25 protein-coding genes are annotated in these 23,231 nt (G+C 45.1%); 5 read left to right on the top strand and 20 right to left on the bottom strand.

All coding sequences use genetic code 11. The annotated features are described in order from the left end of the window. A partial coding sequence (locus tag IH598_14475; GenBank protein MBE0639720.1) for a TRAM domain-containing protein occupies positions 1 to 406 on the top strand: 406 nt, incomplete at its 5' end. 38 nt (positions 407 to 444) lie between these two features. Beyond that, on the top strand, positions 445 to 1,221 hold the full coding sequence (locus tag IH598_14470; GenBank protein MBE0639719.1) for an SDR family oxidoreductase: 777 nt from the start codon (positions 445 to 447) through the stop codon (positions 1,219 to 1,221). On the opposite strand, the gene IH598_14465 is transcribed toward IH598_14470, so the two are convergent. The 19 genes from IH598_14465 to IH598_14375 form a co-directional block, all read right to left on the bottom strand. Further along, the gene (locus IH598_14465) at positions 1,218 to 2,234 is read right to left on the bottom strand and encodes a metal-dependent hydrolase (GenBank protein MBE0639718.1); all 1,017 of its coding nucleotides are present in this window, start codon (positions 2,232 to 2,234) and stop codon (positions 1,218 to 1,220) included. The genes IH598_14470 and IH598_14465 overlap by 4 nt on opposite strands. Before the next feature lie 121 nt (positions 2,235 to 2,355). Then, on the bottom strand, positions 2,356 to 2,724 hold the full coding sequence (locus IH598_14460) for a DUF3127 domain-containing protein (GenBank protein MBE0639717.1): 369 nt from the start codon (positions 2,722 to 2,724) through the stop codon (positions 2,356 to 2,358). A gap of 25 nt (positions 2,725 to 2,749) precedes the next feature. Next, on the bottom strand, positions 2,750 to 3,427 hold the full coding sequence (locus IH598_14455; protein MBE0639716.1) for a leucyl/phenylalanyl-tRNA--protein transferase: 678 nt from the start codon (positions 3,425 to 3,427) through the stop codon (positions 2,750 to 2,752). A 26-nt stretch (positions 3,428 to 3,453) separates the two neighbouring features. Continuing rightward, positions 3,454 to 4,098 (bottom strand): transposase, encoded by a 645-nt coding sequence (locus IH598_14450; protein MBE0639715.1) that lies wholly within the window; start codon positions 4,096 to 4,098, stop codon positions 3,454 to 3,456. Between the two features lie 11 nt (positions 4,099 to 4,109). Next, complete coding sequence (locus IH598_14445) at positions 4,110 to 5,756, bottom strand: agmatine deiminase family protein (GenBank protein ID MBE0639714.1); 1,647 nt, start codon at positions 5,754 to 5,756, stop codon at positions 4,110 to 4,112. A gap of 144 nt (positions 5,757 to 5,900) precedes the next feature. Continuing rightward, the gene (locus IH598_14440) at positions 5,901 to 6,968 is read right to left on the bottom strand and encodes a hypothetical protein (GenBank protein ID MBE0639713.1); all 1,068 of its coding nucleotides are present in this window, start codon (positions 6,966 to 6,968) and stop codon (positions 5,901 to 5,903) included. 6 nt (positions 6,969 to 6,974) lie between these two features. Then, positions 6,975 to 7,244 carry a hypothetical protein gene (locus tag IH598_14435; GenBank protein MBE0639712.1) on the bottom strand — a complete coding sequence of 90 codons (270 nt, stop codon included), beginning with the start codon at positions 7,242 to 7,244 and terminating at the stop codon, positions 6,975 to 6,977. 19 nt (positions 7,245 to 7,263) lie between these two features. Continuing rightward, entirely contained in the window at positions 7,264 to 9,189 is a 1,926-nt protein-coding gene (locus IH598_14430) for a CoB--CoM heterodisulfide reductase iron-sulfur subunit A family protein (protein MBE0639711.1), read from the bottom strand. Then, positions 9,186 to 10,490 (bottom strand): CoB--CoM heterodisulfide reductase iron-sulfur subunit A family protein, encoded by a 1,305-nt coding sequence (locus IH598_14425; GenBank protein MBE0639710.1) that lies wholly within the window; start codon positions 10,488 to 10,490, stop codon positions 9,186 to 9,188. Before IH598_14425 ends, IH598_14430 begins: the two co-directional genes overlap by 4 nt. 32 nt (positions 10,491 to 10,522) lie before the next feature. Further along, positions 10,523 to 10,924, bottom strand: coding sequence for a hydrogenase iron-sulfur subunit (locus tag IH598_14420; protein ID MBE0639709.1), 402 nt, complete (start codon positions 10,922 to 10,924; stop codon positions 10,523 to 10,525). A 6-nt stretch (positions 10,925 to 10,930) separates the two neighbouring features. Beyond that, entirely contained in the window at positions 10,931 to 11,182 is a 252-nt protein-coding gene (locus IH598_14415; GenBank protein MBE0639708.1) for a sulfurtransferase TusA family protein, read from the bottom strand. A 41-nt stretch (positions 11,183 to 11,223) separates the two neighbouring features. Continuing rightward, positions 11,224 to 11,637: a DsrE family protein gene (locus IH598_14410; protein MBE0639707.1), complete on the bottom strand. Its 414-nt coding sequence runs from the start codon at positions 11,635 to 11,637 to the stop codon at positions 11,224 to 11,226. A 33-nt stretch (positions 11,638 to 11,670) separates the two neighbouring features. Beyond that, positions 11,671 to 12,174 (bottom strand): rhodanese-like domain-containing protein, encoded by a 504-nt coding sequence (locus IH598_14405; GenBank protein MBE0639706.1) that lies wholly within the window; start codon positions 12,172 to 12,174, stop codon positions 11,671 to 11,673. 25 nt (positions 12,175 to 12,199) lie between these two features. Then, positions 12,200 to 13,018, bottom strand: coding sequence for a sulfurtransferase (locus tag IH598_14400; protein ID MBE0639705.1), 819 nt, complete (start codon positions 13,016 to 13,018; stop codon positions 12,200 to 12,202). A 17-nt stretch (positions 13,019 to 13,035) separates the two neighbouring features. After that, positions 13,036 to 14,049 (bottom strand): outer membrane beta-barrel protein, encoded by a 1,014-nt coding sequence (locus tag IH598_14395; protein MBE0639704.1) that lies wholly within the window; start codon positions 14,047 to 14,049, stop codon positions 13,036 to 13,038. A 13-nt stretch (positions 14,050 to 14,062) separates the two neighbouring features. Further along, positions 14,063 to 15,028: a rhodanese-like domain-containing protein gene (locus IH598_14390; GenBank protein MBE0639703.1), complete on the bottom strand. Its 966-nt coding sequence runs from the start codon at positions 15,026 to 15,028 to the stop codon at positions 14,063 to 14,065. Positions 15,029 to 15,101: 73 nt separating this feature from the next. Continuing rightward, on the bottom strand, positions 15,102 to 15,587 hold the full coding sequence (locus tag IH598_14385) for a rhodanese-like domain-containing protein (protein ID MBE0639702.1): 486 nt from the start codon (positions 15,585 to 15,587) through the stop codon (positions 15,102 to 15,104). A 15-nt stretch (positions 15,588 to 15,602) separates the two neighbouring features. After that, on the bottom strand, positions 15,603 to 16,817 hold the full coding sequence (locus tag IH598_14380) for a YeeE/YedE family protein (GenBank protein ID MBE0639701.1): 1,215 nt from the start codon (positions 16,815 to 16,817) through the stop codon (positions 15,603 to 15,605). 9 nt (positions 16,818 to 16,826) lie between these two features. After that, on the bottom strand, positions 16,827 to 17,063 hold the full coding sequence (locus IH598_14375; protein MBE0639700.1) for a sulfurtransferase TusA family protein: 237 nt from the start codon (positions 17,061 to 17,063) through the stop codon (positions 16,827 to 16,829). A 283-nt stretch (positions 17,064 to 17,346) separates the two neighbouring features. On the opposite strand from IH598_14375, the gene IH598_14370 reads away from it, so the two are divergent. From IH598_14370 to rlmB, 3 genes are all read left to right on the top strand, one after another. Then, positions 17,347 to 18,042, top strand: coding sequence for a Crp/Fnr family transcriptional regulator (locus IH598_14370; GenBank protein ID MBE0639699.1), 696 nt, complete (start codon positions 17,347 to 17,349; stop codon positions 18,040 to 18,042). Between the two features lie 130 nt (positions 18,043 to 18,172). Continuing rightward, entirely contained in the window at positions 18,173 to 19,960 is a 1,788-nt protein-coding gene (gene lepA, locus IH598_14365; protein ID MBE0639698.1) for an elongation factor 4, read from the top strand. Between the two features lie 87 nt (positions 19,961 to 20,047). Then, on the top strand, positions 20,048 to 20,788 hold the full coding sequence (gene rlmB, locus IH598_14360; GenBank protein ID MBE0639697.1) for a 23S rRNA (guanosine(2251)-2'-O)-methyltransferase RlmB: 741 nt from the start codon (positions 20,048 to 20,050) through the stop codon (positions 20,786 to 20,788). Positions 20,789 to 21,536: 748 nt separating this feature from the next. Here rlmB and IH598_14355 read toward each other — a convergent pair. Further along, positions 21,537 to 23,231: T9SS type A sorting domain-containing protein (locus tag IH598_14355; protein ID MBE0639696.1), on the bottom strand; the 1,695-nt coding region annotated here is incomplete at its 5' end.

Raw genomic sequence — 23,231 nt, 5'->3', positions numbered from 1 at the left:
CATTGTCGGCTTCACGGGTGAAACTGACGAGCAATTTGAGAATACCCGGAAGATCATGGATGAGTTCAGCTATAACATGGCCTACATCGCGCAATATTCACAACGGCCGGGTGCAGCCAGTTCCAGATGGATTGACGATGTTCCCAAAGAGGTTAAAAAGGAACGTTACCACCGGTTGAGCAACGACCTGCGGAAACATTCGGCTGCCCATAATAAACGGATGATCGGCAACACCCATAAAGTACTCGTTACGGGTCATGACCGGAAAGAGGGTTATCTTTCGGCATTGACAGAGGGCAAAATTGTTTGCCGGTTCAGGACGGATGATGAAACACTGATCGGGCAGTTCATGAATCTAAAAATTAACTCTTCAACTGATTTTTCAGTTGAAGGAGAACTTTTATAAAAATCATAACCATATCAAACCTACTCAAAGAGAAAACCATGGATCTTCAACTTAAAGACAGGCTTTTCATAGTTGGCGGCGCAACGGCAGGATTCGGCGGCGCCATTGCCAGGGCACTGATTTTCGAAGGCGCCAAAATTATTGCCATTGCCCGGAATGCGGATAAATTAAGTGAACTGAAAAATCGCTTTCCAGGCCATGTGGAAATACTGGCAGCGGATATCACACAGCCGGCCACCATTCCCCTGATCCTCGAAATGATTGGTAATCGTAACCTAGATGGACTGCTGGTTAATGCCGGAGGACCTCCTGCAAAGTCTTTTCTTGAAACAACGATGGAAGACTGGGACACCGGTTATGCTTCGGTGCTGCGTTGGAAAATTGACCTGGTTAAAGCCTTGCTTCCAGGATTCCGCTCTCAGCAATATGGTCGCATTGCCTTTGTCGAAAGCATCTCAGTGAAGCAACCCGTTGAAAACCTTGTACTAAGTAACTCGCTGCGAATGGCCGTTGTTGGATTTGTAAAAACGCTTTCTCAGGAGGTGGCCAAAGAAGGGATTACCCTTAACATTCTTGCTCCGGGTTACCATGACACAGATGCCGTAAAGCGTGTAATAAAGAAGAAAAGCGAGGTATTGGGTATGGATTACGAAGTTGTTCAGCAGCAATTTGCAAAGAGCATTCCGGTTGGTCGCATGGGCACACCCGGGGAGTTCGCTTCACTGGCTGTTTGGCTGCTGTCGCCGGTTTCAGGTTACGTTACAGGACAAACCATCAGTGTGGATGGTGGAGTGATGATGGGAAGCTTCGGCTAAAAATCTTTTTTCCCTAACATCCTTTGCCAGAGTTGAACCATCACTTCAGCCCCCCCTTCAAAACGCTGTTCAGCCTGTGTTACGGTCACCGGCTCTGAAGCGATATTGATGTTATAACGGAACACAAAATCCCCTTCTCCGGTTTTCCAATTGGTAATTTTTCCAAATCGCAGGTCATTCACAAGAAATCCTTCACTGTCTGGTTCGACGGTGTAAAACCCTTTTGTGAATCGCAAAATTTTATTCACCTCCGGATCATGGTTTACTGGAAAGAGCAACTCATGATTTTTTGGTAAAAAAGCGAACGTAATATTTTTATCGCGGTCAAAGTGCGAATAATACCCGATCATATAACCACTGTCGGTTTCAGCTATAGCTGTCCAAAGCAATTGGTTTAAAGGAGTAGGGTTGGAAATCATTCTTGTGTATGTCAGCTCCTGATTTTCGAGTGCATTTTTGAATACTGAATTGATAACCTGCTTATTGACGATTGTCAGAAGCAAATAGCCACCGGCAAGAATTAACCCAATGTTGCTCAATCGTTTCCTTATGGCGGAATCCTTTCTTTTAAACATAAGCCAAGTGAGTGTGACCAGCAATGGCAGGGTGAAGAGCGGATCAACCACGAAAATCGTATTGAACTCGAAGCGGTATTTTAATGGCCAGAGCAATTGGGTACCGTAAGTGGTAAGCGCATCAATCAAAATGCTGCCGGAGAATATCAATCCGAAATAAAATAGCCACTCCTTTCGGGAAATCAATTTATGCTTGTAAATCTTTGAAAAAAGCCAGGCAAAAAAAATCGTTGCAAGGATGATAAAAATGATTGAATGGGAGAATCCCCGATGAAAAAGCAACCTGTCAGGAGTGTCGAGGAACATTCCCGGGATCACATCCATATCTGAAAGGGAACCTGCGGCGGCGCCCCAAAGCACGGCTTTATTTCCCAATTTTTTGCCAAGCACCGCTTCGCCTGTGGCCGCGCCAAGTGCCAATTGTGTTAATGAATCCATAAAAGATCAAGGGGTTAATTTGTGATTGCCAGAAAACACCTGAATTTGATTTTCAACATTAAGAGTTTTCTGTCAATCACTACTTATTAATCCGGAGCCGGTGATTTAAAAACTTCATTCGTTAAAAAGGCAAGTCATCCGAAGGTTCCGGCGGAATGTCATCCATAGTATGTGGCGGGGGAATGTCAGGTTGAGCTGACCCAAGTTTCTCAATTTTCCATGCTTCCAGGTTGTTGAAATAACTGACCTGGCCATCCTTTTCCCAGCGCCGTCCTTTAATGTTAAAGTTGATTTTAATCTCCTCTCCCATCTGAACATTGTCGAGCAGATCGCAACGATCCTGCGTCATTTGAAACTTAATCGTTTCAACAAAGTCGCCTGAACCGGCATTCTCTCTGAACTCGATCACAAACTCACGTTTTCTGAAACGGTCGGTAACCTGCACCGCATCATACTTTTCGATTAATTTTCCTTTAATTTCAAAGCTCATTTTTGTTGTTTAAAAAGTTTTACAATTAACACCATTTTCCCTTAATTGTTGGATATTGAAGTGCATTATTTATCAATTCGAGAAACCTGTCTATGCTGACCAATTCGCCGCCAAGACTGCGCATGTGTTCAGTGTCCTGCTGGGCATCAATCAAGTGAAAGTCCCATTTTGTCAATTGCCCGACCAGGTGGACGAGCGCCACCTTTGAAGCATCCCTCATCAGGTGGAACATGGACTCGCCAAAAAACATCCTTCCCAGCGACACACCATACAACCCGCCGACCAACTTTCCTTCGTGCCAGGTTTCGGCTGAGTGTGCAAATCCAGCCTGATACAACCGGATGTAAGCCTCCTGCATTTCAGGTACTATCCATGTTCCGTGCTGCCCCGGACGCTGAACTGCTGCGCACCTGCGGATAACCTGTTCAAAATCGTGGTCAAAAGTAACCTTAAATTTTTCACTCCTGAGGGTTCGGGATAATGAATCAGAAATTTTTATTTTTTCCGGAAACAAAACCATCCTTGGATTTGGCGACCACCACATGATGGGCGAATCTTCGTCATACCAGGGGAAAATGCCATTCGAATAGGCCAGCAATAGTCTCTCAACACACAGATCGCCACCATAAGCCAGCAGGCCGTCCTTCTCCGCCAGTTTGGGATGCGGGAAAATCAGTTCGTCGGATAGTTCAAAGACGGGCATTTTTCATTAGGTGTTAAAAGGCAATTTTATTGTCCGACATCCGGGTTTTCCGGATTGAACCTGTCATCATGCCATTTTTGTGGATTGTTGATAATGTAATTTGTGATGGTTTTATAGGCCAGATCATCTCTGATGATCCGGTCGTCAAAACGTGATTGCCAACCGAATTCAAATCCTAACCGGTGGGCATGTTTCGAAACGGCCGATTTATAGGAACCGATGATTGATGAAACGGTGTTTGCCCCCTGGTGTTGAAAACGTTTTTGACCGTGGGTTTTGGGGGGTGGGGGGTGCGGTAGAGACAACGCATGCGTTGTCTCTACGGTTGCGTCATGCGTTGTCTCTACGATTGCGTCATGCGTTGTCTCTACGGTTGGGTCATGCGTTGGCGTTTTGTTGTTGCCGTCCAATATCAATATCCCATGGACATGGTTGGGCATTACGACAAATGCGCCTAATTCCAAATTTTTTGCGTGGTTTTTGATTTCATACCAAAATACATCCGCTAAAATTCCGATGTTGGATAAATACATTGATCCATTGACCACCTCTCCAAAATAGCATTTTCTTTGCTTTGTGCAAATTGTGATGAAATACGCGGCATCCCACCTATAATTCCAATTTTGCAGGCGTGTTGATGAAATCCTGTATTTTCCCCGATATTTATCCATGTATTATTTCATCATTTTTCAACTACCAATTTACCAGTGATTGCAGGCATTCCCAAAATTTGAAGTTTAATCATATAGAGTCCTGATGGCAGAGCATGGGTTAATTTCAGCACATTTACACCCGGCTCAACCATATGTTGCATAATGGTTTTTCCAAACATATCAAGAATCGTCATAATGCCCGGATTGGCTGCATCCGGGTTAACTATCGTGAAATTTCCGTTTGATGGATTTGGATAAAAGGATAGCGTAAAAGGAATAGCTGAAATTTCGTTCACATCAATTGATTGGTCGAACCAGAATGAATAATAACCATTTGGCGCCGGAGGAGGAAGGACAACCTCATCTCCATTACGGGCGGTGTAGATGTAATAATGCACTGTGTCGGTCGGCTGAATGCCATTGATCACCCCCACATAATAGGGGCAGCCCGGCGACATTGGAACGCGGTTAAAGGTTTCTGAGGAGTTGAATTTGTAGTAAACGAAGGATGAATCGGCCACCAGGTTGCAATCGATCCGGGCGTCAATCACCATGTAGGGATTGGTGTAGGTCAACATTCCGGTGATCTTCTGATGTCTGATCCGCAAGTATTCCGGTTTGGTCACCTCTTTGGTGATGCAGTGCAGGGCGCCGTAAAGTGGCGTAAGCACGGTGGCATCCACCATCTCGATGCGGTATCCCGGCATATTTTCCTGGTAAATTTGTTTGGCTACACTATCGTATTCAGGCAGATTATAGGAAGGGACAACAATCACGTCGTTGTTAATGATCGAGTTGGTGTAAGTGCGCATTTCGTCGTTTTGCGTGGTTGGCCAGGTTCCGTTGGCTTTTGGTGGCGCCGGAATTCGGACGATCCGGTAGGGAGTGCCGTCAAAATTGGTCATATTACCCAACGTCAGGGCAAACGACTCGATCAGGAAATAATCGGGGACAAAATCAGGATATTGCGAAATCATGATGGTTTCGCTGTCAAGGATTTTCATGTACATATCCACGTGCGCCCACTGGCCGCCGCCGCTCTGGGTCAGCTTTTGCAGAAACATGAAATCCTCGAGGCCGAAATGATCCTCAAGCAAGGACTTCACCTGCGTTTGGCTAAAATTGGAATTTTGCTCGAAAATCCTGGTACTCCCCCACCCTCTTCCGGTTCCATCAAACAGGACATTCCCGCCTTCAAACTGCAAAGGCAGGTCAACCACCGGAATTCCCCAAAGGTTTCCGAGTTGCGATGGGATGGAATCATCTTTTGGCCGGTTGTAAGCAGAGTACCCGGCATCAATGAAGTAACGCGATGGGGGCAGATTTTGCAGATCATATCCTGTAAATGGACCGTAATCCCTGATCCACAACGTTTCAGTCCATCCGGGGATCAGATAAACATTTTCATCCGGGACCCCGTGATCGCGCAGGAAATCGCGAATTTCCGCGGTATCCACCGGTGCCTGGCCAGGGTAGTAAATTATCCACACTTTGGCTGAGGGTTGCACTGCTTTGGCAACCGCTGCGGTTACCGGGTCGCGCTGCGTATTGTAATCCCAGGTGAGCACAAGCCCTTCCTGCTTTTCAAATTCAGGGGGAAAGTAGGAGGATTGGGCGAAAGAAGTAGCGAAAATAAATAAGAAAGCACCGAAAGAAGTCCAATATTTAATCTTCATGGTTGTCATTTATGATTAGAATGCAAATAAATGAAAAAAAACAAATTTGCTTTAAAAATTAAAAAAGCCCCGAAACCCGGAGCTTTTTTTCACTTCATCAATCAAACTACTATTAGAGAGAACACTGACCACTTGCAGGTCAGATTATTTCTTTTCCAACGCTTTCTCGGTTTGTAACACCTTTTCGAAGTACATGGCGAAGGAGCGATAAAGGAAGTGCGTCCATTTGCCAAAAGGGACAATCAAGACAGCCCATTGCACAAGAACAATCATGTGTACGAGGTACAGCCAAATGTTGGTTTCGATCAGGTTGAGGTCAACAAAGAGCCGAACACAAAATGCGGTAAAGCCAAGCAGAAAGAGCCAGATCACGAAAAGCCAGTCGGAAGGCTGCGAAAACTTGTTGTTCTCATTGCTCCTGGAGGCTCGACCTCTAACAAAAAGGAAAGTTACAACAAAAACGACCGCACTTACGAGGTAACCCAGAGCGATAATCAGGATATTTTCAGCGTGGAACCAATCGAGGATAACTGTGGTAAATAGCAACGTCAGGTAGCCGAATACGAGAATCAGGTGTTCAAGCCAGCGTGTTTTGCTGTCGTCACAGCCGAGCGTACGTTTCTGTGTAAACATGTGTACGAAAAGTTCTCCAAAACTTTTCAGATAAGTCGAAAATGAGACTTTTCTTTTTGGTTTCAGAATGAGGAAATACCACATCCGGATAAGGTTTGGAACGAGTATAACCATAAATACCGCAAGAATAGCAAAGAACTCAAACTGATGTCCAAAGTGCATGATGGGTTCGATCTCGAAATTGTAAGCTGCAGCTAATCCGATTACTGCCAGTGCGGTGGCAATAAAGGCCAGAATAGTAGCCGGCAGGTACTTGTAGAGCAGTCCGGAAAGGCCTGTCCAGTCATATTTTGCAGTGAGCCACCGGCGCAATGCCATCATGAGTTCTCCCGGATTGGCTCCGCGCGGGCAGTGCGTGCTGCAGTCGCCGCAGTAATAGCACAGCCAGGGATCGAGCGAGCTGGTGATCTTGTCTTCAAGACCTACAACACTTGCACGAACCATCATCCGCGGGAAAGAATCTTCGGGGGTTGATAGGTCGCAAATGGCAGTGCAGTTTCCACAGTTGTAACAGGCGCTAAAGTCAACACCGCCATATTTTTTCAGTTCAGGTAAAAAGTCAGGATTTACTTTTGCCATGTTCGACTACTTTTTTTTCAGTTCATAATAAAAATATGCATCATCATCGTCCACCGAACCGGTGACCACGTCACCAAACTTGCGCATAGTCATCAGGTAATAGGTAACATCCTCGATAGGTAAGCCTGTTGAAGTGGCAAGTTCGGGGATGGTTTTACCTTCCTCCTCCAGAGCCTGGAGCAGTTGTTTACGGATGTCGGCATAAGTTTTACGGCGCTGTTTGGCCATTTCGGTAACCTGCCGCTTTTCTTTTATAATATTGATCGTTTTCGACATTTCTTTTTCGGGTAAAGTTTTAATCAATCAATGCATCAATCATACTTTCGATTTCGCGGTTGGTGTAACCAATCAGGTCAATCGCATCCACAGGACATACCGGCAGACACATTCCACAGCCTTTACAGTTGGCCACATTCACCTGGGCTACCTCCCTGCCTTCGATCGTTGTTTTGGTGATGGCGCCAAACGGACAAATCGCAGCGCACTTTCCACACCATTCACAAATGTTCTTATGAATTTTTGCAAGCGTAGGTTCAAGTTCTATTTCCCCTTTACTCACCAGTGAAGCTGCTTTGGATGCAGCCGCAAGCGATGATTTGAGCGATTCGGAGATATTTTTGGGCGACTGGCTGGCGCCTGCAATCTGAACACCGTCAATCACAGTCTCTACCGGGCGCAGTTTTGGGTGAATTTCATTGAAAAATTTATCCCGGCCAATCGGAACTTTCAGAATGTCGCCAATCGTATTTCCCTTGCGTGGAACCATCCCGGTCACCAATACTACCAGATCAACCGGAATTTCCAACTCTTCCTTTGCGGTCAGCAGGTCAATCACATTGATGACGGCTCCTTTTCCGTTCTTGATAATGACGGGTTCCTTTTTAGGGTCAAATTCTACGTAAACATCACCGTTGAGGGATGATTGGGTGTAAAGCAATTCCTGTTTGCCATAGGTACGGATTCCTCTGTTGAGATGATAGGATTTTACCTTGTATTTGTCGTAAACCTCATTGGCCGTATGAATGGCCGAAGTGCAGCAATAACGGGAACAATATTTTTTATCGCCCTTGATCTGCATACTTCCCACACAATAGATGTATCCAACAGTTTTGATCTCTTTTCCCTTATAAGTCAACTTACTGCCGCTCAGCTCGATCAACCGCAAGAATTGCTGAAGCGTGATCACATTGTCAATGGTTTTATATCCATATTCACCTTCGGCAGGCTCATAAGGATCAAATCCGGTGCTAATCAGGATCGAACCCACATTGATGGTTTCGGTTCTTACTTCCTGATCAAGATCAATGTTACTGCATACTTCAACGCATTTTCCGCATTTGGTGCAATTTTCGATGTCAATGGCCGGCAGGTGGGGAAATTCGGAAGCATAATTTTTATAAATAGCTTTGCGCTTATTCATGCCAAAATTGAATTCATCGTCAACTTCTACCGGGCAAACTTCGATGGCTTTATCAAAAGCATTGGGAATGCAGGCTTCGGTAATGAAGCGGGGGGTGATCTTCAATTCGAGATTGTAGTTACCCACGCTACCCGACTTTGCAGCTACCTGGGTTCCGGTGTAGAGTTTCACTTTAGGATGCTTAATCACATCCTTATACAAGTTTTTCACGATCATTTCGCCGGTTTGATCCGAAGTGAACAGTTTGCCCCATTGCGAAACACGCCCTCCAATAAAGTGCTCTTTTTCGATGAGAAAAACCTCAGTTCCCATGTCAGCCAGCTCAACGGCAGCCCTGAGTCCGGCAACGCCGGCGCCAATCACTGCAACTTTGTTGGCAGCATTTATCCTGAGCATCTCCAGCTCTTTTGATTCGGCAACCCGTGCAATGCCTGCTTTGACCAGTTGAATGGCTTTGGTTGTAGCATCGGCAGGTTTGTCGCTGTGCGCCCACGATCCCTGTTCACGGATATTCACCTGTACGTAATTGTACTGATTCAAACCGCCGCGCATGGCCACATTCCGGAAAGTTTGCAGGTGCAACTTGGGCGAGCAGGAAGCAACAACAATGGCATCGAGCTGATTGGATCTGATGTCTTCTTCAATTTCTTTTTGTGCCGAGTCGGAACAGGCAAACATGGTTGTGCGGGCAAGGAAAACCCCCGGGTAGGTTTCAACACTAGCTTTAACCTTTTCAACATCAATATGATCGGCGATGTTGGCGCCGCAATGACAGATATAAACTCCTATTTTTTGTTTCATGACAACCTCCTTATGTAGCTTGCTGTTTCGGATGATGCGGCGCCTGCCGAAAGAATTGAGTCAGGAATATCCATCGGTCCTGAAGCGGCGCCGGCAACAAATACGCCGGGAATGCTGGTGCGGGTGGGATTGGCCAACTCATCAATCTGCTTAACATAGTGGAAAGGATCGGTCTCCAGTTTTACTCCGTCGAACATTTCGGATATGCCATCATTGGCCAGAATGCCATTGGCAAGCACTACAAGATCATGTTCGGTTTCTTTTACTTTTCCTTTATAAACGTCTTCATAGCGGACAATCAGGTTCCCGTTTTCCTTTTCGGTGATCTTGGCAACTTTTCCTTTAACGAAATCCACACCCATGCTTTTTGCCTGTAGATAAAATTCATTAAATCCTTTGCCAAATGCGCGGATATGCAGGTAATAAATGGTGACGTCGGCCATTGGTAGCGCTCCCATAATCAATTGTGCCTGTTTGATGGAATACATGCAGCAAATTTGAGAACAGATGGGGTTTCCAACAGTTTCATCGCGCGATCCGGCACAAAGCACGTAAGCAATGTTTTCGGGCATTTTACCATCTTTTGGCCTGAGTACTGTATTAAAAGGACGGGTGGGAACGAGCTGACGTTCCATCTGCATGGCTGTCACCACGTTTTTAAATTTTGAATAGCCATAGTTTGGCAACTTTACCGGGTCAATCAGATGATACCCTGTAGCTACTACAACTGCTTTGATCTCGATCGGGATAATTTCCATTTCCTGCGTGAAGTCAATGGCTTCGGCCAAACAGGCTTTTTCGCAGGCGCCGCAAAGGATGCAATTCTCGATGTCAATGGCAGCCACGCGCGGATTGGCAATGCTGAAAGGAATATAAGCGACTTTACGGCCAACCAGGTCAAACTGAAACTGGTCTTCAACGATCACCGGGCACACCTTTTCGCAGGCCTCGCAACCGGTACATTCGTCCTCTTTTACATAGCGGGGTTTCTTGTGAATTTGGGCCGTGAACCGATTTTCTCCCAGCTTTTTAATGTCGTGAACCTCGCTGTAAGTAAATATTTTGATGTTAGGATGTCTTGCTGTTTCCGAGATCTTTGGCGTAGTAATACAGGCAGAACAATCGAGAGTCGGAAATACTTTGCTGAGGTGGATCATTTTTCCACCCAGAGAGAGGTCTTTTTCCACAATCACCACACTGAAGCCCATATTGGCAAGATTCAGCGCAGCCTCTGCACCGGCAATACCTCCGCCGATAACAAGCGCATCAAATCGATTTGTTGTTTCGGTAGTATCTGGCATTTGATTCATTTTCAAAGGTTGATTTAAAATATTTAGTTCCTCGAAAGCTCTTCTACAAAATTGTTCATGTGCTTAACGAAGGGTTCTGCGCAAACCGAGCAAATAGCGGCCATCTTGAGTTTGGCAGGATTCATTCCTTTTTCTTTCATGAGGATGTGGGTCTGAGCGATGATGTCCGACGTTTTTTCGGTACATGTTTCGCTAAACGGACAGTCACTGCCATCGGCGGCAATAAAAACACCGTCGTAACCTTTTTCAAAGGCGTGCATGATCCACTTGGGCTTGACTGAGCTGGAGCAAGGCACTGTGATTACATATACCGTTGGGGGGTAATGCAATTTAAGAAGCCCCGCCAAATCAATGGCGGGGTCTGAAATCTTCTCGGTAGAGAATACCAGGACTTTCGCTGAAGTCTTCTTAGCGGTCTCTGACATGATCAATTAGTTTTTCCTGAGATAAAGCCTGAAGTATCCGTCCTCTTCCATATCGCCCAGGTAGTCATAGCCTTTTTTCTCGGCCCACTTGGGGATATCTCTTTTTGTCCCTTCGTCAGCCGAAAGCACTTCCATAATTTCCCCTTCTTCAATTTCGCCGATGGCTTTTTTAGCTGCCAACAGCGGTCCGGGACATGCAGTGCCTCTTGCGTCAACGCTTTTCGCAATATCTAATGCTTTCAATTCTTCGTTTGTCATTGTTAAATCTCCTGTTATTTATTGGTGATAAAAAAAGTTGTTTAAAGTAAAAAATGAACGTCTGCACTCTTTGCAGCATCAATGTATTCGCCAATCCCAATGATTCCGTCAACCATATCAATGAAATTATCCATTTTGGTTCCACCCCATATCCTTCCTGCAAGGCTGCACACGTATACTTTGACATTGGTCATTTCCCTGGCCATTTCGAAGTATTCAAACCAGGTCGGGCTTCCGGCTTCCTTCAGCTTTTGCATGCAGGAATCCAGTTTTTCATTGTCTTCGCTCAGGTACAATTTGCCTTCTTCATTTCCTTTCACAAACCACTGGGCGGCTTTCAGGTGCACATAAACCTCCACATCCATATCGTCGGCAGCGGCGCCGCTAAGCAAAACACCTGCAAAAGTGAGCTTGTCATAGCCGCCTGAGAACAATCCGATTACCATTTTTGCCATAATTCGATCTTTTTAAAATTTTATATTAAATGTTTAATCACCACATCCGCCGGATGAGGCTTTTTTGGCCGGGGTTGCAGCCGAAGCTGTTCCACTGCCTTCTTCAATTTTTTCAGGAAATGCCAATGCCCATGCATCCATTCCGCCATCGAGCACAGTTACATGCCCAAACTTTAGTAATTCGAGATTACTAGCGGCTAATGTTGACCGGTTCTGCTGGTTGCTGTAAACATAGAGTTTTTCTCTACGGTTGGTAAGCTGACTCGAAAATTCGAGCAAACCCCTCGGAACATTGATGGCGCCAGGGATATGACCTGCTGCAAACTCTTCAGGTTCGCGTACATCCACTACTTTTACTCCGGGCGTCCCAGAGATCAAAAGTTCGTCGAGTTGTTGTACTGTTGCATAATTAACATCAGCTTTGTGTTCAGCTACCAGCTCGTCAACCGAAGCATAAACCTGGGTGTCCACATGGGTGCAGTTGCTTAATAGCAGAGGAAACATCAGCAGCAGCGATAAATATTTCAGTTTTTTCATGATTACCATGATTATGATTTACTGCTTATTTGGTTTTGTACTCGTTGTAACCACCCTCGTAAATCTTCATATTCTTGTAACCTAAAGCCTTCATGGCCAGGTAAACAGTGCCGGTGCGGGCACTTGAGGCACAATAAAGAATGATCTCTTTGTTTTTATCAATTTTGTGATCTGCCAACACTTTTTCAATTGCTTCCTTTGAATTCAAAGTAGAAGCTTCTTCATTAAAAAAGAGCTTATTTTCCATACTGATAGCTCCCGGGATATGCCCTGCATCATACTCTTTCGGAGCAGAAACATCCACAATCATGGTTCCTGAGTTATTCAACTTTCCCTTCACGTAATTGTAATCACAAAATAATTCCGATTTTAATTTTGGAGTCACTGTTAATGCAGGTTTGGTAAAAGGTGTTTTAGTCACCGGACCACGGGCAGCGCGCCAGCTGGTCATGTGGCCGTCGAGCACTTTTACATTCGGATATCCGAGGTACTCAAGGATCCAGTACATGTATGTGGCATAAACGTATTTTCCATTATCGTAAATGATGATGGTTTTGGATGGATCAACTCCTTTTTCGCCGAAAATCTTAGCCATCTCGGCGGGGCTTTTCAGCAGGCCTTCTATTGGACCTTCAACATACAGGGATTTCATTTCCACATTGATCGCATTCTGAATGTGCACTTTTGCATAATCTTCAGCCTTGCGGGTGGAGATGATGATCACATTGGGATCGTCAACCAGCTTGATGGCGTCTTTTGCCGAAATAATATCAAACTGAGCATAGGCGCCGGTTGCCATTATCACCAGCAGGAACATTCCTGCTAATCTGTTTAAATATCTCATAACTATTTTCTTTGTGTTTAAAATTTAGCCTGAATTTGAATTACAAAAGCATCGTTCATTAATTCGGTGGGTTCCTCAGTGCGATAGATGTAGTTGGCCTGCAATCTTACCCAATCATTCGGGAAATAATTTACTCCAAATGTAATGTTGGATTCCTTGTATTCTGCAGCATTTCCTGAATCAAAGAAATCATACTTAATTACAGGTTCTATTTCCCATTTGGTTTTATAGGCCAATGCTGCCCAACCCCCACTTCTCTCTTCGCCAAGTGCAAGTAGTTCGCCACTGCAACCACCGCCAAGATCACGGTTATAGTCTCCCTCATCTGCCAGGTATTCACCCAACAAAGTCCAGTTTTTGTGATTTGCTTTCAGCTCAATACCATAAGTTGTCCGGCTATCCTCATTGTTATTGTAGGAGGGATATCCATACCTGAAATTACCTCCAACCTGCAGGAATTCCCAAGGCCTGTAAAGAACTCTCGTTACAATGTCCTTCTTTTTGTTGTTATCTTCCACCTTTAATCCGCTACCGTTCATGATGGCCAGTGAATATTGAAATTTGGTTTTGGCATCGCCACCCATAAAAACCAAACCTAAATCGCGGAATGGCGCCACCATTTGCATAGTTGCAGTTGAACGGTAAACCGTGATCAAACCATTACATGGCATACTGGCCTCCAGTCCCATAGGTGTTTTGAATGACCCTACGGAAGCCTTTATCCATTTGTATCGTGTGTAACCCACATAGGCATCGAGAAGGTAAGGATTGGGAGAAATGTAAGGGCTGTATTCAACAACCACATAGTAGGTAAAATCGTAAGGGATCATACCCTGAACTCCGATGCGTGCGCGTTCAAATGAAAAGGTGCTTTTCGTCTCATCCTGAAACTGCTGCTCATATTGTGCCTGTAAAAAACCAAACACCTGCACACCTTCGTCAGACGGAGCATCGCCACAACCCTGAGCTTTGGCAACGTAAACATTGCCAAGCATCAGGATGGTAATTATTGAAATTGCTAATTTTCTCATTGCAGATCAATTATTAATTGGTTACGTATGGAAGTTCTTTCGGAACGCTTTCCGACCATTTGTTTGCAGTCCAGGCGCCATTGCTATGGTAAAGTTTGTTCATTCCGAATACCATACTGTAGGCATCGTATCCAAGTACTCTCAGGTATGAGGTAATTGCTGCAGATGTTTGTCCGGTATAGCAGTAAGTTACCACTTTCATCGAAGCATCATTGTAGTTGATCTGACCTTCGCCCAACAACATCGGATTGATCCTTTTTGCACCGGCAATGTGGCCAAATCCCAAATAATCAGCTTCCGAGAAGTAGTTATTAATAAAAAAGGTTCCGGGATTTGCCAGTACATCATCAGCTGTTACTGTTTTGAAACCTTCGGCAACAACGGTGGATACTCTGCTCTTCAAAATATCTGAAGGGTCAGTGGTTGTTGATGTAAAAGTAGGGCTGTCGTAGGTGATATTCGCAGGAGCTACATCAGTTGTCCAGTTGGCATGTCCCATGGCTATGTCGCCGGTTTTTCCATTCCAACCTTTTGGACTATTGGCAAAAACAGGATTCCATCCGCTCATACCCCATTTTAACGCTGCTGCATCACTATAGCCCGACAAGCGCAATAGTGTCACTGCATAGGTGGCAGTTTGACCGGTGTAACAAACAACCAGAATAGGTTTTGTAGCATTGGCAGCTTCAGTCAAAATGTTGGCTAAAGTCACGTTAACAGCGCCAGCAATATGCCCTAAGGCAAAATCTTCTGCCGAACGGATGTCAATAACATGTTTAGCACTAACATCTCCATTGTCGGGAGCTACCATTACAAAACCATCAAGCATTTTGTTTAAATCGAGGTTTTGGGCAACCATGTAATCGGCCATTTCTTTTTGTGCGTCAAATGGTTGTGTATCATCATCGTCCTTACAACCTGTGAATACAAATGCTGAAACCAGCATTAATGCGAATAAATAAGCTGTTACTTTTTTCATTGTGATAAAATTAAATTGTTGTTTAATGAATGAATTACTAATTGAACTCTTGTTGATATTATTTTAATGATTGTTAATCTCCGCACCCGCCACCACTGGACTTTTTAGGTGCATTTTTTTCAATATTCGGATCCCAAGCAAGGATACCTCCCTGAAGATATTTCACATTGGTGAATCCAATCTGCTGAAGAGCAAGTGCTGCTAATGCGCCTCGGTGCCCAAGTTTGCAGTAAACAATAATTTCCTGATCATTTTCGGGGGTATAGAGAAACTCTTCTTCCCAGAACTCATCGTTTCGGATAGTGAATTCCAGAGTCCCTCTGGGAATGTTCAAAGCGCCAGTTATTGCTGAATTAGTGAACTCATCTTTTTGCCTGACATCGATCAACAAAAAGTCTTCCCCATTTTCGATCTTGGCATTTAACTCATCCACAGTAATCCCTGTGATATCTTGTTGGATTCCACTGGCGAGTTCTTGTCCATCTTCGTAGATTGCGCTGCAGGAGGTCATTGCAACAACCAGCAGAAGCGTAAAAGTTTTTAAAATTTCTCTTTTCATTGCTTATTCAATTTTTTAGTAAGCAGTAAATCTTCCGGTTTTCTCATTCCATTTCACGAACCAGTACCAGAGAAGCACAAAAGCGACAACCAGCACAACAGCGCCGGGATAGCCAATATAATCAGGTAAAAATGACCTAAAGCGGAGGTCTTGCGGAAATAGATCGTTTACCGCAGGCACAACAAAGCGGTTTGACAATGGGGAAATGAGGATGAAACCAACAGCAGCGAACCACAATTTGACCTGCCCCTCTCCAACCCTCCAGAGTGTGCCAACGGCGCAACCTCCGGCAATAGTCATCCCAAGTCCGAAGACCAGGCCACCCAAAAGAGCGCGACCCCAGAAATGCGGGAATACCCATGCCATTTCACGTGTACGAAGCGCAGTATCGCCGATGCTGATACCAAAATATTTGATGGCTGTGAAACCAAAAAGCGTGACAATCAACCCGGCCATTACACCAGTTGAGCCATCAGACTCGCCGGTCATAAACGGATCTCTGAATGCCTTCACAATGCAGAACCTTGATCGCTGGCAAATCATACCCATGAACAAGCCAATGAGGATAAACCAGGTCATCGTCGGGTTAAATGGTGAATACCACCAGGCCAGCACAAGCACAACTGCAAATAATATCCACCCGAAATAAACCTGCCATTGGCCTTTTCCGGGATTGGCAGCCAACCATGTGTAGCTCTTGCCGGAACTGAACTGTGGATAATTTTCCATTTCCCACATCAGATATTTCAGTGCCAGGATGACGCCAACAAACAGTCCAAGTGTGAAAATCAAAGCGCCACCGGACAATGCAGGTACTCCACTGAAAAATGAACCGATCGTACAACCAAGACCAATGGTTGCGCCAAAAGCCATCAGGGCTCCCCCTATCAGACCTTTAACGATTTCGCCTTTTGGAGGAACACGCAGGGCAAATTCTTTGGAAAAGAGTGCGCCCATAAAAGAGCCGAGAACCAACATAATGCATAACATGCCAAACAAACTGGCGCCTGTTGATGTTGCCGAGGAATAAAATGAGAACCCCATCACCTTATATACATTCTCTCCCCAGTTGTTGATACCCCCGCTTGCACCCCACGGACTATGAATGGCAAAAAGCAGGATATTGAGTAAGCCAAGTGTAATTCCGCCAACCCATACCGGCCAGTGCTTCGAAAAGAAGGTGCCAAACAGTTGACCAAAAATGCCTGGTTCTTTCGATTTGTCAGACATTTTAACCTCCTAATTCTTTTTAATTAAATACCTGAAGACGCCTCCGTCAAGCATCTCCTCGTTCAACATCTCATTCCCTGATTTTTCGCACCATTTTGGCAGGTCAGATTTGGTTCCGGGGTCAGTTCCGAGCATCTCCAGTACCTGTCCTGGCTTCAAATCTTTCATTGCCTTGGCTAACTTCATCATTGGCATTGGACAGCTAAGCCCTTTACAATCAAGCGTTTGATCAATTTTTGTTTCCATTTGAAATAATTTTTATTGTTATTTAATTAACAATGCAAAAGTGCTATGATAATTCAAACCGGAGACGATTTATGAGTTGCACTTTCACCATATAAGTTTTTGATTTGCTATAAATTATCAATTGATTTAAATCAACTGATTTGTTGATGCTTCTGCTATTTTTTGTCTCATTTATCCCGTATTTTTATTTTTATAGTAATTTAGCCCTTGAATTTTTGAAGCCATTTCAGGGTTAAAAGTCCCCTGATCACTAAGGAAATTCATAAAATTTTGATTGCTGATTATGGCAGAAATAATGTTTAATAACAGTTGTACGATATTCAGACAAGGATGCTCCTGCTTCGAAAAACTGTCGCCTGCAGAGATGGAGTTAATTGAAAGTAACGAGGTAGAGCTAACGTATAAAAAAGGAGAGATCATCTGCAAACAAGGTTCACTGGCGCCTCATGTAATTTTTTTAAATCATGGATTGATCAAGGCCTACATTGAGGGGTGCGGGAGCAACCTTGTGCTAAAAATCATTTCCGGAAGCAAGTTTGTTGCGCTGACATCGGCCATGGAGGGTAGCAATGTATTTCAGTACTCCACTCAAGCTTATGTTGACTGCAGTGTAAAATTGATTGATATCAATGTATTCAGGCAAATATTACGGACAAATGCCGAATTTGCAACCGAAGTGTTCAATATTCAGAGCGCCAATGCGATTCAGATTTACGGAAGATTTTTCTGTTTAACTCAAAAGCAGTCCTATGGCAGGCTTGCTGATATTTTATTATGTCTTTCAGACAATGTTTTTGGTAAAAATGCCTTTGAGCTTGAACTGTCGAGGAAGGAAATTGCTGAACTTTCCGGAATGACACAGGAAAGTGTAGTTCGAATACTAAAGAAGTTCAGGGACGAAGGACTCATAACAACTACAGGGAAGCTAATCGAAATCATTGATTATGATAAACTTCAGCAAATTAGCCTGAGGGGATAGGTTTATTGGTAATCAACTGCTTCGAATAAATTGCACCTGATTTCTCCGTACCTTTACCTTAACAAATAATTCTACCTTACCCTACCCAACATCCATATTTCGTAACGCATTTTTTCTAATTTTGCAGGCCATGAAAAACATCAGAAATTTCTGCATAATTGCCCATATTGACCACGGTAAGAGTACTTTAGCCGACCGGCTGCTCGACCTTACCCATACCCTTTCTGACCGTGAAAAGAAAGACCAGGTGCTTGACAGCATGGACCTGGAACGCGAACGCGGTATCACTATCAAGAGCCATGCTATTCAGATGATTTACATTGAAGAGGGTACCGAATACGTTCTCAACCTGATTGACACCCCCGGGCACGTTGATTTTTCTTACGAGGTTTCGCGTTCTATTGCGGCCTGCGAAGGGGCTTTGCTTATTGTTGATGCCAGCCAGGGCATTCAGGCACAAACCATTTCAAACCTTTACCTTGCCCTCGAGCACAATCTCGAGGTGATCCCCGTTCTCAATAAAGTTGACCTCGAAAACGCCATGATCGAGGATGTGAAAGACCAGATCGTTGAACTGCTTGGCTGTGACAGGGATGACATCATTGAAGCAAGTGGGAAAACCGGTTATGGCGTGGATTTGATCCTTGAAGCCATCATTAAACGGATTCCTGCTCCATCAGGCGATCCGGATGCACCACTTCAGGCGCTTATTTTCGATTCGGTGTTTAACAGTTATCGCGGAATTATTGCTTACTTCCGGATATTCAATGGCACTATTAATCAAGGTGATTTTGTAAAATTTATGGCCACCGGCAAAGAATATGATGCTGACGAGATCGGTGTACTGCGGCTTGGCCTGCAACCACACAAAACCCTCAGTTGTGGTGATGTTGGATATATTATTTCAGGGATAAAAGTATCAGCTGAGGTGAAAGTCGGCGATACGATAACTCATATTGACAATCCAAGCGGCAAAGCCATTGCCGGTTTTGAAAACGTGAAACCAATGGTATTTGCAGGGATTTATCCCATTGATGCAGACGATTATGAAGAGCTGCGCGCTTCTATCGAGCGGTTGCAGCTCAACGATGCTTCGCTCACCTTCGAGCCTGAATCCTCAGCCGCCCTTGGATTCGGGTTCAGATGCGGCTTTCTCGGATTGCTTCACATGGAAATCATCCAGGAACGTCTCGACCGGGAATTTGACATGGATGTCATCACGACAGTACCCAACGTTTCTTACAAAGCTTACACGCGCAAAGGCGAATTGATTGAGGTGCATAACCCGTCCGGGCTTCCCGAAGCCAATTACCTTGATTTTATTGAGGAACCCTACATCATTGCCCAGATCATTTCAAAGTCTGAATACGTTGGCGCTGTGATGAACCTGTGTATCAATAAAAGGGGGATGCTCAAGAACCAGGTTTATCTTACCAGCGACCGGGTGGAAGTCACTTTTGAATTGCCCCTAGCAGAGATCGTGTTCGACTTTTACGACAAGCTCAAAAGTATTTCGCGGGGTTACGCCTCTTTCGATTATCATATTTCGGGCTATAAAGCAGCCAAGCTCGTTCGCCTCGATATTCTGCTCAACGGAGAGCGCGTGGATGCCCTCTCAACCCTCATCCACCAGGATAATGCTTACAACTTTGGGCGAAGGATGTGCGAAAAATTAAAGGAACTGATTCCACGCCAACAATACGATGTTGCCATCCAGGCTGCTGTCGGAGCAAAAATTATTTCGCGTGAAACGGTTAAAGCATTGCGCAAGGATGTTACTGCCAAGTGTTATGGCGGTGATATTACACGTAAACGCAAGCTGCTCGAAAAACAGAAAAAAGGTAAAAAACGTATGCGCCAGGTTGGCAACGTAGAAGTGCCCCAATCGGCTTTCCTCGCTGTACTTAAACTTGATTAATGAAAGTCCGTATTTCTTTTACAGTAATAATCTGCCGACACTCAATGCCGGTAGATTTTCATGGCTTCTTAAAAATCCAATTAGAACATGATTGAAACCGACCAGTTGATTTATGGCATCCGCCCGATGATCGAAAGCATCAAAGCGGGTAAAGAATTTGACAAAGTATTTGTTCAAACAGGACTGAGAGGAGAACAGACTGCTGAACTTTTCAGGCTTTTGAAGGAAGCAGAAATTCCTTTCCAGCGTGTTCCCCTTGAAAAACTAAACCGTTTGACCCGAAAGAATCACCAGGGGGTGGTTGCGTTTACTTCGTTGATCGCCTTCCAGCCGGTGGAAGAAATTATTCAAATGGTATTTGAGCGCGGCCAGTCGCCTTTGATCCTGGTACTCGACCGGATCACTGATGTACGAAATTTCGGCGCTATCGCCCGCACAGCAGAATGTGCCGGTGTACATGCCATTGTTATTCCAGCCCAGGGTTCAGCGCAGTTGAACGCCGATGCCATGAAAACTTCAGCAGGCGCCCTCAACTTCATCCCAATAGCCAAAGTAAAAAACCTGAGCCGCACACTGGATCATCTCAAAGCCAGCGGACTTCAACTGGTTGCAGCCACCGAAAAAGCCCAACAATTCCACACTGCCACTGACCTATCTATCCCCACAGTCATTATGCTCGGGTCGGAAGAAGACGGCATATCTCCCGCATACCTAAAAAAAGCTGATCACTCCGTCAAAATACCCATCACCGGGCGTACTCCGTCGCTCAACGTTTCCGTTGCTGCAGCAGTGATGATTTATGAAGCGGTGAGGCAGAGGATGGGCTGACACTGCTGAGGGAAGCCAACACGCCCCCTGCCTCACACGCCCCCAGCCCCTGAAGGGGCGAGCCCGCGCAGAGAAGCCAGCCCCGCAGGGGATGGCAGCCCTGGAAAGAAAAACCATCAGCTTTAAGAAGCATCCCTTCAGGATTTAGGGTTGCCATCCACAACCTCGAAGAGGTTGGACTATTGTAGAAAAAACAATGTCCGCATTCGCCATCATCAACCTCGAAGAGGTTGGACTATTTTTACCAAACCATTGATGTAATCCAACCTCAACGAGGTTGATGAAATAGTTCTCTTAGTTGCCTTAACCTACAGTAATCCAACCCTTTCAGGGTTGCACCAGACAAACCAATCAGCCGTTTGCAACCTCGAAGAGGTTGGACTATTGTAGCAAAAACAATGTCCGCATTCGCCATCATCAACCTCGCAGAGGTTGGACTATTTTCACAAAATCACGGATATAATCCAACCTCTACGAGGTTGAAGAATTTTTCACTGTTTTTATTCTTAGCTACAGCACTACAACCTCTTCGAGGTTGCAATGTTTGTTACAATTTAGGGAAGCCAGCCCTGAAAATAGAACTCCTCTTTTTTTTAAAAAATCAGGGATGCCATCCCCGCCTATTCCGCTGTCATAGTCGGGCAAGCCTTCGTTCCTCAGGGCTGGCTTCGCAATAAACCCAAAAGAAAAAAAACCACCCCCTGAACCGGAGTTTCCGGACAGGGGGTGGGTATGACTTGACTGCTTTTTATTGCAAAACAATCTTTCTTGTGAAGATCATCCCGTCACCAATGATCTTCACCATGTAAACTCCTTTCGGCAAAGCTGAAAGATCGAACTGGCTTTCACCGGATAAATTCAACGTAAGAATTTGTTCCTGAACCACATTGAAAACTTCAATCTGGAAATCTCCTTCAATTCCTGTTACCAGAACTACTCCGGTTGTTGGGTTTGGATAGAGTTTAACAGCATGCTGAGAAACATCAGGCAATCCTGACGGACTGAGCGTAACCCCTTTCACCACCGAAATCCCTTCCGGCTGGAAATGATTGCCGTTTTGCCAGTTTTGGTCAAATTCAAATTCCAGGTCAAAATAGCTTCCATCGGAAGAACGGAACATACGGTAGTACACATTTTCATCAGCCTGCATTCCATCCTGCTCCCAGGTATATTGATCATCACCAAACAGGGTCAGGGCGGTGTTCTCTTTATCCATCCTGATTTGTCCTGCGCAGATGCCCGATTCCCCGAAAGCAGCGATAATATCCCCTTCTTCAAAAAGATTTGCCATCAAACACGGAAGCGCCACCAAATGCGAAACCGGCGTCATCTCCACCGGCTCAAACGGCGAGCTGTAAATAGCATCAGGCTTGATTTCCATCGGTTCCTCTTTGGCATAATAAGGGAATGTAACCGAGGTAGCTCCGGTGCTATATACATAGTAAGCCTCACCCGGAACCACAAATCCCAGCGTGTTGATTCCCATTTCTTTCCAGAGCAGTTTCCAGCCTGCAACTTCTTTCACGATTTTGATGTGCTCGTTGAAACCAAACAGAAACTCGCTCGAAACCGGGTTTTTACTCAACATCGGCACGAGGTTCCAGCCCGGCAAAAGCTGCACGGTGAGGTTTTGCAGGTAGTCGCCGCAGAAGTTCATGTTGACTCCCTGGCCGGATTTCAGGATATAGCCCGAATACATATCCCATGGCGATTGCGGGTAAATGTTCCCACCCGGATACCAGATGGTACCGGTCAGGTTGTACAGGATGATCAGGTGGTCGCTGATGCCGGCGAAAATCTCGGTGATCTCCGTGTTTTTCGTGATCATGTAACTCGAAATTCCCGTCCAGCCATAGGGCAGACTGACGATCTGTGCAGGCAATACGCGGATGGTGAAGGATGCATCATTGGTGCAACCCGTTGCCGGATGAATATAATGATAATGGATCTCGTGCAAGCCAGCACCGGCAATTTCGGGGAAGAAGGTATTACATGTAACTCCGGTTCCTGAATAAATTCCACCATCAGGTTCGCAGCCATCCAGCACAATCGGTCCGTCGTACAAACAAACCTCCTCCGGAAAACTGCAACTCAACTCCGGCAACGGGTAAACTTCGATGGTAAACGAACATGCTGTGTGACAGCCAAACCCATTGGTAAAATCATAACTGATTGCATGTACGCCAACACCGGCCAGTTCCGGATCAAAATAACCTCCGTCAACTCCTGTACCCGAATAACTCCCGCCGGGCGGAATCGCCTGGCTCATCAGGATGGGATCATCAGAAATACACATTGCGAAAGATTCCGGACAAACCAGAGTGGTTGAAGGATTGACCGTGATCTGGAACTGACATGCGGCGGAACAGCCGTTTTCATCCACAAATTTATAATTGACCACATGCACCCCAAGACCGGCTGCCACGGGATCGAAAACGCCCTC

The organism is Bacteroidales bacterium (assembly GCA_014860585.1).
GTDB lineage: Bacteria > Bacteroidota > Bacteroidia > Bacteroidales > 4484-276 > RZYY01.
Note: the sequence above shows the minus strand (reverse complement) of the source record. Positions and strands in the feature narration are given on the sequence as shown.

What these genes read in the sequence shown, in the direction of transcription:
- IH598_14470 (MBE0639719.1), top strand. Translation starts at nt 445, where the DNA reads ATGGATCTTCAACTTAAAGACAGGCTTTTCATAGTTGGCGGCGCAACG.
- IH598_14465 (MBE0639718.1), bottom strand. Translation starts at nt 2,234, where the DNA reads ATGGATTCATTAACACAATTGGCACTTGGCGCGGCCACAGGCGAAGCG.
- IH598_14460 (MBE0639717.1), bottom strand. Translation starts at nt 2,724, where the DNA reads ATGAGCTTTGAAATTAAAGGAAAATTAATCGAAAAGTATGATGCGGTG.
- IH598_14455 (MBE0639716.1), bottom strand. Translation starts at nt 3,427, where the DNA reads ATGCCCGTCTTTGAACTATCCGACGAACTGATTTTCCCGCATCCCAAA.
- IH598_14450 (MBE0639715.1), bottom strand. Translation starts at nt 4,098, where the DNA reads ATGGATAAATATCGGGGAAAATACAGGATTTCATCAACACGCCTGCAA.
- IH598_14445 (MBE0639714.1), bottom strand. Translation starts at nt 5,756, where the DNA reads ATGAAGATTAAATATTGGACTTCTTTCGGTGCTTTCTTATTTATTTTC.
- IH598_14440 (MBE0639713.1), bottom strand. Translation starts at nt 6,968, where the DNA reads ATGGCAAAAGTAAATCCTGACTTTTTACCTGAACTGAAAAAATATGGC.
- IH598_14435 (MBE0639712.1), bottom strand. Translation starts at nt 7,244, where the DNA reads ATGTCGAAAACGATCAATATTATAAAAGAAAAGCGGCAGGTTACCGAA.
- IH598_14430 (MBE0639711.1), bottom strand. Translation starts at nt 9,189, where the DNA reads ATGAAACAAAAAATAGGAGTTTATATCTGTCATTGCGGCGCCAACATC.
- IH598_14425 (MBE0639710.1), bottom strand. Translation starts at nt 10,490, where the DNA reads ATGCCAGATACTACCGAAACAACAAATCGATTTGATGCGCTTGTTATC.
- IH598_14420 (MBE0639709.1), bottom strand. Translation starts at nt 10,924, where the DNA reads ATGTCAGAGACCGCTAAGAAGACTTCAGCGAAAGTCCTGGTATTCTCT.
- IH598_14415 (MBE0639708.1), bottom strand. Translation starts at nt 11,182, where the DNA reads ATGACAAACGAAGAATTGAAAGCATTAGATATTGCGAAAAGCGTTGAC.
- IH598_14410 (MBE0639707.1), bottom strand. Translation starts at nt 11,637, where the DNA reads ATGGCAAAAATGGTAATCGGATTGTTCTCAGGCGGCTATGACAAGCTC.
- IH598_14405 (MBE0639706.1), bottom strand. Translation starts at nt 12,174, where the DNA reads ATGAAAAAACTGAAATATTTATCGCTGCTGCTGATGTTTCCTCTGCTA.
- IH598_14400 (MBE0639705.1), bottom strand. Translation starts at nt 13,018, where the DNA reads ATGAGATATTTAAACAGATTAGCAGGAATGTTCCTGCTGGTGATAATG.
- IH598_14395 (MBE0639704.1), bottom strand. Translation starts at nt 14,049, where the DNA reads ATGAGAAAATTAGCAATTTCAATAATTACCATCCTGATGCTTGGCAAT.
- IH598_14390 (MBE0639703.1), bottom strand. Translation starts at nt 15,028, where the DNA reads ATGAAAAAAGTAACAGCTTATTTATTCGCATTAATGCTGGTTTCAGCA.
- IH598_14385 (MBE0639702.1), bottom strand. Translation starts at nt 15,587, where the DNA reads ATGAAAAGAGAAATTTTAAAAACTTTTACGCTTCTGCTGGTTGTTGCA.
- IH598_14380 (MBE0639701.1), bottom strand. Translation starts at nt 16,817, where the DNA reads ATGTCTGACAAATCGAAAGAACCAGGCATTTTTGGTCAACTGTTTGGC.
- IH598_14375 (MBE0639700.1), bottom strand. Translation starts at nt 17,063, where the DNA reads ATGGAAACAAAAATTGATCAAACGCTTGATTGTAAAGGGCTTAGCTGT.
- IH598_14370 (MBE0639699.1), top strand. Translation starts at nt 17,347, where the DNA reads ATGGCAGAAATAATGTTTAATAACAGTTGTACGATATTCAGACAAGGA.
- lepA (MBE0639698.1), top strand. Translation starts at nt 18,173, where the DNA reads ATGAAAAACATCAGAAATTTCTGCATAATTGCCCATATTGACCACGGT.
- rlmB (MBE0639697.1), top strand. Translation starts at nt 20,048, where the DNA reads ATGATTGAAACCGACCAGTTGATTTATGGCATCCGCCCGATGATCGAA.